This window comes from Streptomyces sp. NPDC046261 (genome assembly GCF_040646235.1).
Classification (GTDB): Bacteria; Actinomycetota; Actinomycetes; order Streptomycetales; family Streptomycetaceae; genus Streptomyces.
In genome coordinates, this window is the sequence record NZ_JBEYZU010000001.1 from 76,703 (window position 1) to 89,588 (window position 12,886).

Annotated in this window: 11 protein-coding genes; 6 read left to right on the forward strand and 5 right to left on the reverse strand. The window is 73.0% G+C overall.

What is annotated here, in order from left to right; all coding sequences use genetic code 11:
* The first annotated feature begins 41 nt into the window (after window positions 1-41).
* Window positions 42-1,475, forward strand: coding sequence for an amidase (locus ABZ956_RS00355; protein ID WP_361884833.1), 1,434 nt, complete (start codon window positions 42-44; stop codon window positions 1,473-1,475).
* An 18-nt stretch (window positions 1,476-1,493) separates the two neighbouring features.
* On the opposite strand, the gene ABZ956_RS00360 is transcribed toward ABZ956_RS00355, so the two are convergent.
* Window positions 1,494-2,192 carry an FCD domain-containing protein gene (locus ABZ956_RS00360; protein WP_361884835.1) on the reverse strand — a complete coding sequence of 233 codons (699 nt, stop codon included), beginning with the start codon at window positions 2,190-2,192 and terminating at the stop codon, window positions 1,494-1,496.
* Window positions 2,193-2,341: 149 nt separating this feature from the next.
* Here ABZ956_RS00360 and ABZ956_RS00365 point away from each other — a divergent pair, with 149 nt between their 5' ends.
* Together ABZ956_RS00365 and ABZ956_RS00370 are read left to right on the forward strand one after the other, a co-directional pair.
* Window positions 2,342-2,842: a gluconokinase gene (locus ABZ956_RS00365; protein WP_361884837.1), complete on the forward strand. Its 501-nt coding sequence runs from the start codon at window positions 2,342-2,344 to the stop codon at window positions 2,840-2,842.
* A 45-nt stretch (window positions 2,843-2,887) separates the two neighbouring features.
* Window positions 2,888-4,285: a gluconate:H+ symporter gene (locus tag ABZ956_RS00370; RefSeq protein ID WP_361884839.1), complete on the forward strand. Its 1,398-nt coding sequence runs from the start codon at window positions 2,888-2,890 to the stop codon at window positions 4,283-4,285.
* Window positions 4,286-4,314: 29 nt separating this feature from the next.
* On the opposite strand, the gene ABZ956_RS00375 is transcribed toward ABZ956_RS00370, so the two are convergent.
* On the reverse strand, window positions 4,315-5,841 hold the full coding sequence (locus ABZ956_RS00375; RefSeq protein ID WP_361884841.1) for an FAD-dependent monooxygenase: 1,527 nt from the start codon (window positions 5,839-5,841) through the stop codon (window positions 4,315-4,317).
* Window positions 5,842-5,914: 73 nt separating this feature from the next.
* On the opposite strand from ABZ956_RS00375, the gene ABZ956_RS00380 reads away from it, so the two are divergent.
* Window positions 5,915-6,562 (forward strand): TetR/AcrR family transcriptional regulator C-terminal domain-containing protein, encoded by a 648-nt coding sequence (locus ABZ956_RS00380; protein WP_361884843.1) that lies wholly within the window; start codon window positions 5,915-5,917, stop codon window positions 6,560-6,562.
* Here the strand turns inward: ABZ956_RS00380 and ABZ956_RS00385 are convergent.
* From ABZ956_RS00385 to ABZ956_RS00395, 3 genes are read right to left on the reverse strand one after another with little or no spacing between them, the layout of a single operon-like run.
* Entirely contained in the window at window positions 6,545-7,678 is a 1,134-nt protein-coding gene (locus ABZ956_RS00385) for an acyltransferase (protein ID WP_361884845.1), read from the reverse strand. The genes ABZ956_RS00380 and ABZ956_RS00385 overlap by 18 nt on opposite strands.
* Complete coding sequence (locus tag ABZ956_RS00390; RefSeq protein ID WP_361884847.1) at window positions 7,675-9,063, reverse strand: polysialyltransferase family glycosyltransferase; 1,389 nt, start codon at window positions 9,061-9,063, stop codon at window positions 7,675-7,677. Before ABZ956_RS00390 ends, ABZ956_RS00385 begins: the two co-directional genes overlap by 4 nt.
* Complete coding sequence (locus ABZ956_RS00395; RefSeq protein WP_361884849.1) at window positions 9,060-10,067, reverse strand: glycosyltransferase family 2 protein; 1,008 nt, start codon at window positions 10,065-10,067, stop codon at window positions 9,060-9,062. Before ABZ956_RS00395 ends, ABZ956_RS00390 begins: the two co-directional genes overlap by 4 nt.
* Before the next feature lie 187 nt (window positions 10,068-10,254).
* Between ABZ956_RS00395 and ABZ956_RS00400 the strand changes: the two genes are divergently transcribed.
* The gene (locus ABZ956_RS00400; RefSeq protein ID WP_361884851.1) at window positions 10,255-11,592 is read left to right on the forward strand and encodes a DUF6716 putative glycosyltransferase; all 1,338 of its coding nucleotides are present in this window, start codon (window positions 10,255-10,257) and stop codon (window positions 11,590-11,592) included.
* A gap of 23 nt (window positions 11,593-11,615) precedes the next feature.
* Window positions 11,616-12,872: an acylneuraminate cytidylyltransferase gene (locus tag ABZ956_RS00405; RefSeq protein WP_361884853.1), complete on the forward strand. Its 1,257-nt coding sequence runs from the start codon at window positions 11,616-11,618 to the stop codon at window positions 12,870-12,872.
* Window positions 12,873-12,886 lie beyond the last annotated feature (14 nt).

Here is a 12,886-nt window from a genome sequence, read left to right on the forward strand (position 1 = left end):
TGTGCCGTTAACGTGTGTTCGAGTGGGGGAAGGGGGATCGGGTGACCGGTTTCAGCGGCGAAGAGCATGAAGGGCTCCGGGAGCAGGTGCGGGCCCTGGCCGGGCGCCAGGTCTCCTCGCGGGAGCTGGTGGAGCGGTCGCTGCGACGCATCGAGGCGACGCAGCCGACCCTCAACGCGTTCCGGCTGGTACGTGCGGAGGCGGCGCTGCGCGAGGCGGAGGCGGCCGACCGGCGGCTGGCCGCGGGCGGGCGCGAGCCGCTGCTGGGCGTGCCCGTGGCCGTCAAGGACGACATGGACGTCGCCGGCGAGCCGACCGCCTTCGGATGCCCCGGCGACTTCCCGGCGAAGAAGGCCGACAGCGAGGCCGTGCGCCGATTACGGGCCGCCGGCGCGGTGATCGTCGGCAAGACCAACACGCCCGAGCTCGGCCAGTGGCCCGTCACCGACGGCCCCGCCTTCGGCGTGACGCGCAACCCCTGGAACCCCCGGCACACCCCCGGCGGCTCTTCCGGCGGCTCGGCCGCGGCCGTCGCCGCCGGGCTCGTACCGGCCGCGCTCGGATCGGACGGGGCGGGCTCGATCCGGATACCCGCCGCCTGGACGCACCTGGTCGGCATCAAGCCCCAGCGCGGGCGGATCTCGACGTGGCCGGAGCGGGAATCGTTCAGGGGCATCACCTCCGACGGGCCGTTCGCGCGCACGGTCGGCGACGCCGCCCTGCTCCTGCACGCGGTGAGCGGCTCGCACGAGGGCGACCTGCACCGGCCGCCGGCCGTCGACATCCTCGCCGCGGCCGGGCACGGGCCGCGCCGCCGGCTGCGGATCGCGCTCTCGCTGCGGCCCGCCTTCGCCGCCGTCCGGCACTGGCTGGACCCGGCCGTCCGGGCCGCGACCGCGCGCATCGCCGAACGACTGGAAGTGCTGGGCCACGAGGTCGTGGAGGAGGACCCGCGCTACGGGCCCATCGGATTCGCCTTCGTACCCCGCTCGATGGCCGGCGTACGCGACTGGGCCGCCCGCGTGCCCGACCGCACCCTGCTCGACCCCCGCACACGCGCCAACGTCCGCGGCGGGCTGCTGCTCGGCGGCGGGGTGCTGCGCGCGGCGCGGGCCGCGGAGGCGCCGCTCAGACGCAGGATCGGGGAGATGTTCTGGCGCTTCGACGCCGTGCTGACGCCCACCACCGCCGTACCCCCGCTGCGCACCGGCGACCTGGCCGGCCTCCGCAGCCGCGAGACCAATTCCCGCATGATCGCCGCCTGTCCGTACGCCTGGCCCTGGAACGTCCTGGGCTGGCCCGCCCTGAGCGTGCCCTCCGGCCTCACCGAGGCCGGGCTGCCGATGGGCGCGCAGCTCCTGGGCCCGGCGAACAGCGAGCCGCTGCTGATCTCGCTGGCCGCCCAACTGGAGGCGGACCGGCGGTGGTACGAGCTGCGGCCGCCGCCGGGGGAGCCGGGGGAGCCGGCGGCGTGAGCGCCGGGCCGTCCTTCCTCAAGGCACCAGGACGTCCAGCTCCGCCATCGCCCCCGTCGCGATCTCCTTGGTCAGCGCCTCGGCCCGGGCCGCGTCCCGTTCCCGTACGGCCTCGGCGACGCGCACGTGCAGGGTCACCGCGGCCGGGTCGGGGTCGGTGAACATCACCTGGTGATGGGTGCGGCCCGTCAGGACCTCCGCGACGACGTCGCCCAGCCGCGCGAACATCTCATTGCCCGAGGCCCGCAGGATCACCCGGTGGAAGGCGATGTCGTGGACCAGATAGCGCTCCAGCTGCTGCCCGCGTGAGGTGGCCACCATGCCCAGGGCGTGCTCGGTCAGTTCGGCGCACTGCTCCGGCGTGGCGAGGCGGGCGGCGAGGCCGGCCGCGACGGGTTCGACGGCCGAGCGCAGCACCGTCAGGGAGCGCAGCTGGCGCGGGCGGTCGGGGCCGGCCAGGCGCCAGCGGATGACGCGCGGGTCGTAGACGTTCCACTCCTCGGCCGGGAGCACGGTCACGCCCACGCGGCGCCGGGAGGCGACCAGGTGCATGGACTCCAGAACGCGTATCACCTCGCGGACGACCGTGCGCGAGACGTCGAAGCGCTCCTCGAGCTCGTCGGTGCGCAGCACGCTGCCCGGCGGGTAGTCGCCCCCGGTGATCGCGGGCCCGAGGGAGTCGAGCACGCGCTCGTGCTGGCCCTGTGCTCTGTCCATGGGGTCAGCCTACGGGGCGCGCCAGGAGGCATCTGCGAGCGAATAAGTATGACGTTTTAGTTACGCCCCCTTGAATACGTCGTACATGTGGGCTTCAGTGAGGCCGCACAACCGATGGCGTCGGCGACAGGGACAGCGAGGTACGACGGATGGTCGTCGTGGTGATGGGCGTATCCGGCACGGGCAAGTCCACGGTCGGCCCCCTGGTCGCGGACGCCCTCGGCGTCCCCTACGCCGAGGGCGACGACTTCCACCCACCCGCCAACATCGCCAAGATGTCGGCGGGCACCCCCCTGGACGACGCCGACCGCGCCCCCTGGCTCGACGCCATCGGCGCCTGGGCCCGCGGCCGGGCGGAGGCGGGAGCGGGCGGCGTGGTCAGCTGCTCCGCGCTCAAGCGCGCCTACCGCGACCGGCTGCGCGCCGCGGCACCCGGCACGGTCGTCTTCCTCCACCTCACCGGCGACCGCGAACTGATCGCCGCCCGCATGGCCGCCCGCAAGGGGCACTTCATGACCACCCGGCTGCTGGACTCCCAGTTCGCCACCCTCGAACCGCTCGAGGCCGACGAGGCGGGCGTCGAAGTCGACGTCACGCCCGAGGCGGCCGTCATCGCCGAGCGGGCGGTCGCCGCACTCCGGCGGCTCTGAACACGTCCCCCCTTTTCTGCCTCTCCCCCTCTCCAAGGAAGCCCCGTGAGCACTCTCAGCGTCGAGATGCTGGCCGCGGCCCCCACTGCACCGATCACTTCGGCAGGTCACGCACAGCTGGGCACCGCCGTCCTCATCGGCATCGCCGTCATCGTTTTCCTCATCACCCGCCTCAAACTGCATGCGTTCCTCTCGCTGACCATCGGTTCGCTTGTCCTCGGCGCGGTCGCGGGCGCGCCGCTCGACAAGGTCATCGCGAGCTTCACCGCGGGCCTCGGCTCGACCGTCGCGGGCGTCGGCGTGCTCATCGCCCTCGGCTCCATCCTCGGCAAGCTGCTGGCCGACTCCGGCGGCGCCGACCAGATCGTCGACACGATCCTGGCCAGGGCGGGCGAGCGCTCGATGCCCTGGGCGGTCGTGCTGATCGCGAGCGTCATCGGCCTTCCGCTGTTCTTCGAGGTCGGCATCGTGCTGCTGATCCCCGTGGTGCTGCTGGTCGCCAAGCGGGGCGGCCACTCGCTGATGCGCATCGGCATACCGGCACTGGCCGGGCTGTCCGTCATGCACGGCCTGGTGCCGCCGCACCCCGGCCCGCTGGCCGCGATCGACGCCATCGGTGCCAACCTCGGTGTGACGCTGGCGCTGGGCGTGCTCGTCGCGGTGCCCACGGCCGTCATCGCCGGGCCGGTCTTCTCGCGGGTCGCCTCCCGCTGGGTGGACGTCGCGCCGCCCGAGAAGCTGATCCCGCAGCGGCCCTCGGAAGAGCTCGAGCGCCGTCCCGGCTTCGGCGTCACCGTGGCGACCGTCATGCTGCCCGTGGTGCTGATGCTGGCCAAGGCCCTCGTCGACGTCGTCGTCGACGACCCGGACAACCACCTCCAGCGCGTCACCGACGTCGTCGGCTCCCCCCTGATCGCCCTGCTCGCCGCAGTCCTCGTGGGGCTGTTCACCCTCGGCCGGGCCGCCGGATTCGGGCGGGACCGGCTCGCCGGGACCGTGGAGAAGTCGCTGGTGCCCATCGCCGGCATCCTGCTCATCGTCGGCGCGGGCGGCGGCTTCAAGCAGACCCTGATCGACGTGGGCGTCGGCCGCATGATCCTGGACATCTCCGAGGACTGGTCCGTCTCCGCCCTGCTGCTGGCCTGGCTGATCGCCGTGGGCATCCGGCTGGCCACCGGGTCGGCGACGGTCGCGACGATCTCGGCCGCCGGCCTCGTCGCCCCGCTCGCCGCCGACATGAGCTCGACGCACGCGGCGCTGCTCGTCCTGGCCGTCGGCGCGGGATCGCTGTTCTTCTCCCACGTCAACGACGCCGGCTTCTGGATGGTCAAGGAGTACTTCGGCATGAGCGTCGGCCAGACCATCAAGACCTGGTCGCTCATGGAGACCGTGATCTCGGTCGTCGGGATCGCCTTCGTGCTGCTCCTCTCGCTCGTCCTGTAGCGGCCCCGGCAGCCGGCCGGCGGCGGGCCTCAGCCCTGGCCGGTGACGTCCCTCAGATACGCGCTCACATCCGACGGGTCGTCGGTCGCCAGGCCGACGTACCCGTCGGGGCGTATCAGGAACAGCCCGGTCCCGTACGCCCGCTTCACATGCCCCTCCGCGTCGACCGGACGGAACGTACGGACCCACGGCGCGAACTCCCCGGCCAGCTCCCCGGCCAACTCCCCGTCCGTCACCGCCAGCAGCGTGAAGTGCGGCCCCCGGAACACGTCGAACAGCCGCACCGGCAGCCCCGCGGCGTCCAGGCAGGGCGCGTCCGGCGCTCGGTCGCCGGCGCGCAGGACGTCGTCCGGCACGTCCCGGCGGAGCTCACGGCTCAGGGCGCTCTCGCGGTAGCCGAGGGTCAGCTGGTGGGTCTCCGGGCCGCGCCGCCAGCGGCCGTCGGGGTCGGTGCGGTCGGCCCGGTGGACGCGGCTGGACAGGCTCAGCACGTCGGCCGCGACGCGGGAGCGCTCGGCATCGTAGGAGTCCAGCAGGGCCTCGGGCGCGCCCAGCCGCAGCACGGCGCCCAGCTTCCAGCCCAGGTTGTACGCGTCCTGGAGACTGGTGTTCAGGCCCTGGCCGCCGGCCGGGGAGTGGACGTGCGCGGCGTCCCCGGCCAGCAGCACCCGGCCCGAGCGGAAGCGTTCGGCCATCGCCATCCGCGGCCGGTATGCCGAGGCCCAGGTGACCTCGTTCACCTTCAGGCGCAGACCGGTGCGTTCGGTGAGCAGCGCGGTCAGCGCCCCGGGGGCGGCGTCGCGGGCGATGTCGAGCTCGCGGTCGGCCTCGAAGCCGGCGATGAGCTGGACGGTCTCCACCTGCTCCAGGGGGCGCAGGGCCACCAGCCCGCCCTCCGCCTTCTGCCACATGTGCCAGTGGTCGGGGTCGATCTCGGCGCGGTCGGGGCCGTCCAGCAGCACGTCGGCGATCAGCGCCGGGTACGGCTCGAGCTGTTCGCCGGTGAAGGGCACGCCCAGTGCCTTGCGGACCGTGCTGCGGCCGCCGTCGGCCGCGACCAGCCACTTCGCCCGTACGGTCTCCGCCGTGCCGTCGGCGTGCCGGAGGGTGGCGGTGACGCCGTCGGGGTCCTGGGAGAAGCCGGTGAGCTCGGTGCGGAAGCCGACGTGGCCGCCCAGTTCCTCGAGGCGGGCGACGAGGATCTCCACGGTGCGCCACTGGGGCAGCATCCGGGGCTCGGGATAGGGGATGGCGGGGGAGTCCCCGGCCGATTCGGTCAGGTTCCACCGCTCGCCGCGCTCGGTGCCCCGCCAGGTCTGCACGGGCGGCACCGGGCCGCTGCCGGCGAGGAGGGCGTCGACGACGCCCAGGTCGTCGAGGACCTCCAGGGTGCGCGGCTGGATGCCGGCGCCGCGCGAGCCGGGGAAGCCGCGTGCGGAGCGGTCGACGATGCGGTGGGGTATGCCGCGCCGGGCGAGGTCGATGGCGAGGACGAGACCGGTGGGGCCGGCGCCCGCGATCAGAACTTCGGTGTCCACGATGTCCACGGTGCTCATGGGTGATCCCCCTGCTTAACGTTGTTAAGTTGCTCCTGCCCCAGACTGAACTGAACGTTGTTAAGCTGTCAAGGTGGCACCTCGCATCGATCGCTCCCAAGTGGCCGACACCGCGCTCCGCCTGCTCAACGAGGTGGGCCTCGAAGGCCTGACCCTGCGCAGGATCGCCAAGGAGCTCGATGTCCAGGCCCCGGCGCTGTACTGGCACTTCAAGAACAAGCAGGAACTGCTCGACGAAGTGGCCACGGAGATGTTCCGACGCATGACCGGCTCCCTGACCGCCGTCGACACCGGCAGCTGGCAGGAGTTCCTGGCCGGCTCGGCCCGCGTGCTGCGCGGCTTCCTGCTCGGCTACCGCGACGGCGCCAAGGTCTTCAGCGGCACGCGCTTCACCGGCACCGACTACGTGGGCCCTGTGGAGCGGATGATGCGGGTGCTGGTCGACGCGGGCTTCACCCCGCGCGCCGCCGCCCGCGCCTGGTTCATCGTCAACACCTACACGATGGGCTATGTGATCGAGGAGCAGTCCGTCTACCCCATACCCGGCGGTGAGCGCGACCCCGCCTACGACCTGGACGCCCGCGACCGTCGCCTGGAGGGGCATCCGCTCGCCATCGAGGCGGGCCGGGAGTTCTTCGCGGAGCTCGACGCCGGCTTCGAGGAGGGCCTGCGCGTGATCACCGCCGGCGTGGAGGCGACGCTGCTACCGCCCCACCGCTAGCCGCCCCGACTCCAGAGCCTTGCGCAGCAGCGGCGTCAGCCGCCGCTCCACGCAGCGGTGCAACAGCCACGCCAGCAGCAGCATCAGCACCACCGTCAGCAGGAACACCGCCCACGACGGCACCCCCAGCCCCCGGTGCAGCCCGCCGATCACCACCCACCCCAGATGCTCGTGCACCAGGTAGAAGGGGTACGTCAGCGCGCCCGCGAACGGCAGCCAACGCCAGTTCACCCGGCGGGCCTTGCCCAGCGCCACCGCCGCGACGGCCGCGTAGCCCAGCGCCAGGACGGCGATGATGACGAGGGGGGAGCGGTAGGAGAAGTAGCGCGGGTCCGGCGGGTGCCAGAGGCCCGTCACCGCGTAGTGCTGGCCCAGCAGGAAGCTCACCGCCACGATGCCCCACGCCAGGGCGTCGTGGCCGAAGCGGTGGATCAGATACAGGCCGATGCCGCCGATGAAGAACGACGCGTACTCCGGCATGAACACCACCCGCAGGAACTCCACATGGGACGCCGTCGTGACGACCGTCATCAACGTCCACACCGCGCAGAACAACACCACCCGCCGGCGCGTGGCCCCCGGCAGCACCACGAACAGCGCGAAGAGGGCGTAGAAGCGCACCTCCGCCCACAGCGTCCAGCACACCCCCAGCACCCGCTCGGCACCGGCCGGCTGCTGCAGCATGGTCAGGTTCACCAGTGCGTCGCTGGCCGAGACTGTCCGGTACGTCACCCACGGCAGCGCGAAGACCAGCGTGACCAGCACGATCGCGGCCCAGTAGGCGGGGTAGAGGCGGGCGGCACGCGAGGCGACGAACGAGCGCAGGGGACGGCCCCAGCCGCTCATGCAGATCACGAAGCCGCTGATGACGAAGAAGATCTGCACCCCCAGGCAGCCGTAGGCGAAGGCCGCCGACAGATGCGGGAACTCCTGCCGTGGCGAGGCGCCCCACGCCCGGCTGACGTCACCGTCCCGCCCGCCGTAGTGGTACGCCGCCACCATCAGCGCGGCCAGCAGCCGCAGCCCGTCCAGGGCGTACAGCCGCCCGGACGGCCCGGCGCCCCGCTTCCCTGTACGGGGTGCGGGCAGGGTGGGGGCGGGGCTTGTGAGCGTCATGCGGGCGTCACTCTTTTCGCTCTCGTCAGCCGTCGCTTGATGGCTCGCGCCCGTCGGGCCAGCTTGCGGACGGTGGGATTGCGGGGGAGGAAGGCGAGCTGGGCGGGGATGGCGCCCGGAAGCCCGAGCGTGGTGAGGCGGCGGCGCTTGAAGTAGCGCCAGGTGTGGGGGGTGAGCGAGGTGGACAAGTAGCGTTCGGCTGCTGGGCGCAGGGCCGGGTGGATCTGGGGTTGCATCGCGTAGCCGACTGCGGCGAGGAGGCCGCTGAGGTCGGGGGCGGGTGCGTCGGTGGCGTTGTGCCCACCCTCCCGAACGACTGCCCACAACGGGTCTTCCAGATCGGGCAGCAGCGCGTCGACGATGGTCACCGGCACGCGGTTGCTGTTCTGGTACGGCGTGAGCCGCTCCAGCAGCAGGTCGGTGCCGCACCGGGCGACGGGCAGCCCGTAGAAGGTGTTCGCGGTCAGCAGGGCGGTCGAGAAGCAGGCGACGACCAGCGCCGGCCGCAGCCGCTGGTAGACGACCTCCGCCGGCACGGGCGCGTCCAGGACCGTCAGGGCCACGTCGAGCCGGGCCGCCTCCTCCTCCAGCATCCGTGACCAGCGGGCCGGGGCCGAGGGGTGCGGCTTGAAGAGCACCGCGCGGTGGCCGCGCCCGGCCGCGCCGCGCAGCATCCGCACATGCAGCCGCTCCTCCTCCTCGGGCGTGAGGATGTCCAGCGCCGACAGGTACTGGCCGAGCAGCAGCGCCGCCCCCTCGGGGGCCGGCGGCAGGTGGCAGGCGGCCGCGTCGGCGAGCTCGGCCAGCACCTTGGTGAAGACCTCGCCCGGTACGACGTGCGAGGCGACCCCGAACTCCCGCAGCAGCAGCGGTTCGAGGCCGGGCACCAGGTCGAGGTGGAGGAGGCGGCCCACGCGCGTGCCGATCAGGGGGTCGAGCTTGCTGCGCGTGGGCCCGTAGCTCATCAGCCCGTCGGCGTAGACCTCCAGCGGCGCGTCGGGGAAGAGCTGGACCAGGGCGAGGGCCGGGTTGACCTGGATGGACTCCAGGACGATCGTCACCTCGTCCTCGCCGAGCCCCCACAGCAGCCGCAGGTGGCGCTCCCACAGCGGGGCGTCGTCCGGGCGCGGGGACCAGCCGGTGGGGTGGAAGGGGGCGATCGTCTCGTTCCACGACAGCACCGCGTCGAAGCGGGTACGCAGCCGCTCGAAGCCGGGCGCCTCGTCGAAGGCGGGCGTGGTCTCGGGGACTGCGGCGGTGTTGGCGACGAGCAGCAGCCTGCGGTCGGCCGACCCCAGCAGACCGGCGTCGATCGCGGCGGCGAGCGTGGCGGCCCCGTAGAGCGTCGAGGCGAGCAGGATCTGGGTGCGGCGGCGCGTGGTCATCGGGCGACTCCCCGCCCTGCTCGCACGCGCCGCGCCGGTACGGACGCCACCGGCCGGCGGCGCAGCCTGCGCAGCCGGGCGGCCCGATCCGCGTCCATGGAATTCAGGGCGTCCTTGAGAAGATCCTGCGGCAGTCTCTTCATGGCCGCCGCACACATCGAACGCAATGTTCTGGCGACCGCGGGTTCGAATCTTTCTTGGGAGCCCAGATGGTGCGCCATAATCGCGCAATACGTACGGACGGCCTTCGGCAGGAGTTTCTCCGCGTCCACGTCCCGCGCGGTTTCCTCGATCACCTGGTCGAACGCGCGCAGGAAGTCCAGCTGCCGTACGTCCCCGATTTGAGTGAGTGACGTCGCGATGCCGCGCCGGTAAAAGACGCCGAGCATTCCGGCGACGGCGAAGGAATCCGCCTCGCGGTGCAGCCGCCAGATCCACGGCCGGTCCTCGGCGGTCCGCAGCCCGTGCCGGAAGTGCAGCAGCCCCGCCTCCAGCAGGCGGCGGTGGTAGATGCCCGCCCACGCGTACGGGTAGTCCACGGACGTGGAGCGCTCGGCCGGCAGTATGGCCTCGCGCGGCCGCAGCGGCACGCCGCGCCGGCCGATCGGCACCCGGTGGATGGTGCGCGTACGGCCCACGCACTGGACGTGGTCGGTACGGACGAAGTCCACGCCCAGCTCCTCGATCACCGCCAGCAGCCGGGCGAGGTACCCGGGCGCGAGCCAGTCGTCGCCGTCGAGGAACGTGACGAACTCCCCGCGCGCCACCTCCAGACCCGTGTTGCGGGCGGTGGCCAGCCCCTCGTTCGTCCCGTGGCGCACCACCGCCGCCCCCGGCACCTCGCGCGCGGCGCGCTCCAGGAGGGCGGGGGTGCCATCCGTCGAACAGTCGTCGACGAGAATGAATTCGAAGTCCTCACGCGCGTTCGCACCCAGACTTCTCAGGGTGTCGGGGGCGTATGTCTGCACGTTGAAGAACGGCACGATGACGGAGAGCTTGACCACGCGCGTGACGCTATGTGGCGCCCCGGCATTCGTTCTGACGCGGGGCACAAGGAGAGGTGAACGAAGCACGGCGGATCGATGAACCGCCTTTGCCCGTCAACCGATTCGCCGACCGTCGGTGTGCTGTTTACCGGCTGTTGAAGCCCCGTTGGGCAACGAAACGGAATGGATTTCTATCGTCGGCGACGTGCCATCACGTGCTGAATGCCCGTCGCCGCCCCCACCACGGGTCGCCGTACTCGCGGACTCCGACACCCGGTGGAAATGGGGGGCGCTCACCGCGCACCGGCTCGCCCCCGGCGGACCCCTGGACGGCTGTCTCCTGCGAGGGCGCGCGACCCCCACGGTCCGCCAGCTCGCCGAGGTCGGCGTCCGCGCGGACGCGCTGCGCGAGGTCACCGGAGCGCAGTTCGCCGCCGCCGCCGGGCGGGAGCGGTACGACGTCGTCGTGCTGGCCTGCGTCGGCGGCGCGGTCCAGGCCATGCTGCACGCGCTGGGCCACGCCTGGGCGTCCGCGCCCACCCGGCCGGTCGTCGTCACCGGCTATGTCGGCGTCGTCTACGAAAAGCTCGCGGACGGCCTGCTGCTGCGGCACGGCGCGGACATCGTCCTCGCCAACTCCCGCCACGACGTGCGGCGTTTCCGCGCCGTCTACGCGGGCGTCGGCGCCCCGGCCGACAGCGTCACGGAATGCGCGCTGCCGTTCCTGGGCGGCGAGCGGTACGCCGGCGCGGCCCAAGGGCGCCCGTACACCGTGGTGTTCGCCGCCCAGCCCTCCGTGCCGGAGGGCCGCGCCGACCGCGCCTATCTGCTCGAACGCGCCGCCCGCCACGCCCGCACGCACCCTGAGCGTGATGTGCTGATCAAGCTGCGCAGCAGACCCGGTGAACACACCACACACATCGAGGAACACCCGTACCAGAAGCTGGCCGCCAGGGTCCCCGGCGGCCTGCCGCCCAACTGCCGCCTGGTCTACGGCCACATGAGCGAGGTCCTCGACCGTACCGATCTCCTGGTCACCGTCAGCTCCACGGCCGCCCTCGAATCCCTCCACCGCGCCGTACCCACCGCCGTCCTCACCGACCTCGGCATCCGCGAGACCCTGGGCAACCACCACTTCCTCGGCTCCGGCTGCCTCGCCTCCTGGGACGAGCTCGACGCCGGCCACCTGCCGGAACCCGACCCCCGGTGGACCGCGCGCCAGGGCGTCGCGGCCGACGGCACGTACGAGCACGCCTTCGACGCCGCCCGCGAGCGCATCGCGGACCTCACCGCCCGCACCGCCCTGCCGCCGCTCGCCCCCTACTACACCGCGCGCACCGCACCCGGCTACCTCCCCGCGATCCTCGCCCGCCACGGCTTCGACCCCCAGGGCCGCCCCCTGCCCGGGCGCGCGGCCCCCGCCCGCGAGGAGAGCGCCCTGCGCCGCGCCACCCGCGGCGCCCTGCGGGACGCCGCCCGTGGCGCGTACCGGCACGGCGTACAGCGCGTGGCGCCCGTCATCCGCCGGATGGGCGAGCTGTGACCCCGTCCCCCAAGGAGCACCCCATGTCCTCCGCAGTCCTGGCCGTCATCCCCGCCCGCGGCGGCTCCAAGGGGGTGCCCTCCAAGAACCTCGCCGCCGTCGGGGGCGTACCGCTCGTCGCCCGCGCGGTGCGCGCCTGCCGTGCGGCGCGCCTGGTCACGGACGTGGTCGTGTCCACCGACGACCCGGCCATCGCCGCCGCCGCGCGCGGCGCGGGCGCGGTGGTCGTCCAGCGGCCGCCGTCCCTCGCCGGGGACACCGCCACCAGCGAGGCGGCGGTGCTGCACGCGATGGACGCGTACGAGGCGATGTGCGGGCGGGGCGTCGGCACCGTGCTGCTGGTGCAGTGCACGAGTCCGTTCCTCACGACGGAGGACGTGGACGGTGTCGCTTCGGCTGTCGTCGAGGGTGGCGCGGACAGTGCTTTGACCGTGGCGCCGTTCCACGGGTTCGTGTGGCGGGACGAGGGCTCGGGTGGGGTGGTTGCCGCCGGTGGTTCCGTTGTGCCCACCCGTTCCGCCCTGCGGAACGATTGCCCACAACCAGGCGGCGCGCACGGCGTCAATCATGACGCTTCCCATCGGCCCCGGCGGCAGGATCGGCCCCAGGATCTTCTCGAGACCGGTGCCGCCTATGCCATGCGTGCCGACGGGTTCCGGGCCGCCGGGCACCGCTTCTTCGGGCGGACCGAGCTCGTACGGACCGAGGCCGCCCGCGTCCTGGAGATCGACGAGCCGCACGACCTCGACCGGGCCCGGGCCCTGGCACCGCTGCTCGACACCGACGGCGCCGCCCTGCCCACCCGGGAGGACGTCGACGCCGTCGTCCTCGACTTCGACGGCACCCAGACCGACGACCGCGTGCTCATCGACGCCGACGGCCGCGAGTTCGTCGCCGTCCACCGCGGCGACGGACTCGGCGTCGCCGCCCTGCGCCGGGCGGGGCTGGAGCTGCTGATCCTGTCCACCGAGACCAACCCCGTCGTCGCCGCGCGCGGCCGCAAGCTGCGCGTGCCCGTCGTCCACGGCACCGACCGCAAGGACATCGCCCTCAAGCGGTGGTGCGAAGAGCGTGGCATCGCCCCCGAGCGGGTGCTCTACGCCGGCAACGACGTCAACGACCTGCCCTGCTTCGGCCTCGTCGGCTGGCCCGTGGCCGTCGCCGACGCGCACGGCTCCGTACGCGGCGCCGCCCGCGCCGTGACCGCCGCACCCGGCGGCAGCGGCGCCGTCCGCGAGATCGCCACCTGGCTCCTGGGCCCCTCGCTGTCCGCCCTCTGACCGTCCCCTCACCT

Coding starts and splice junctions, on each gene's coding strand:
- ABZ956_RS00360 (WP_361884835.1), bottom strand. CDS start 2,192: ATGGACAGAGCACAGGGCCAGCACGAGCGCGTGCTCGACTCCCTCGGG.
- ABZ956_RS00375 (WP_361884841.1), bottom strand. CDS start 5,841: ATGAGCACCGTGGACATCGTGGACACCGAAGTTCTGATCGCGGGCGCC.
- ABZ956_RS00385 (WP_361884845.1), bottom strand. CDS start 7,678: ATGACGCTCACAAGCCCCGCCCCCACCCTGCCCGCACCCCGTACAGGG.
- ABZ956_RS00365 (WP_361884837.1), top strand. CDS start 2,342: ATGGTCGTCGTGGTGATGGGCGTATCCGGCACGGGCAAGTCCACGGTC.
- ABZ956_RS00390 (WP_361884847.1), bottom strand. CDS start 9,063: ATGACCACGCGCCGCCGCACCCAGATCCTGCTCGCCTCGACGCTCTAC.
- ABZ956_RS00405 (WP_361884853.1), top strand. CDS start 11,616: ATGTCCTCCGCAGTCCTGGCCGTCATCCCCGCCCGCGGCGGCTCCAAG.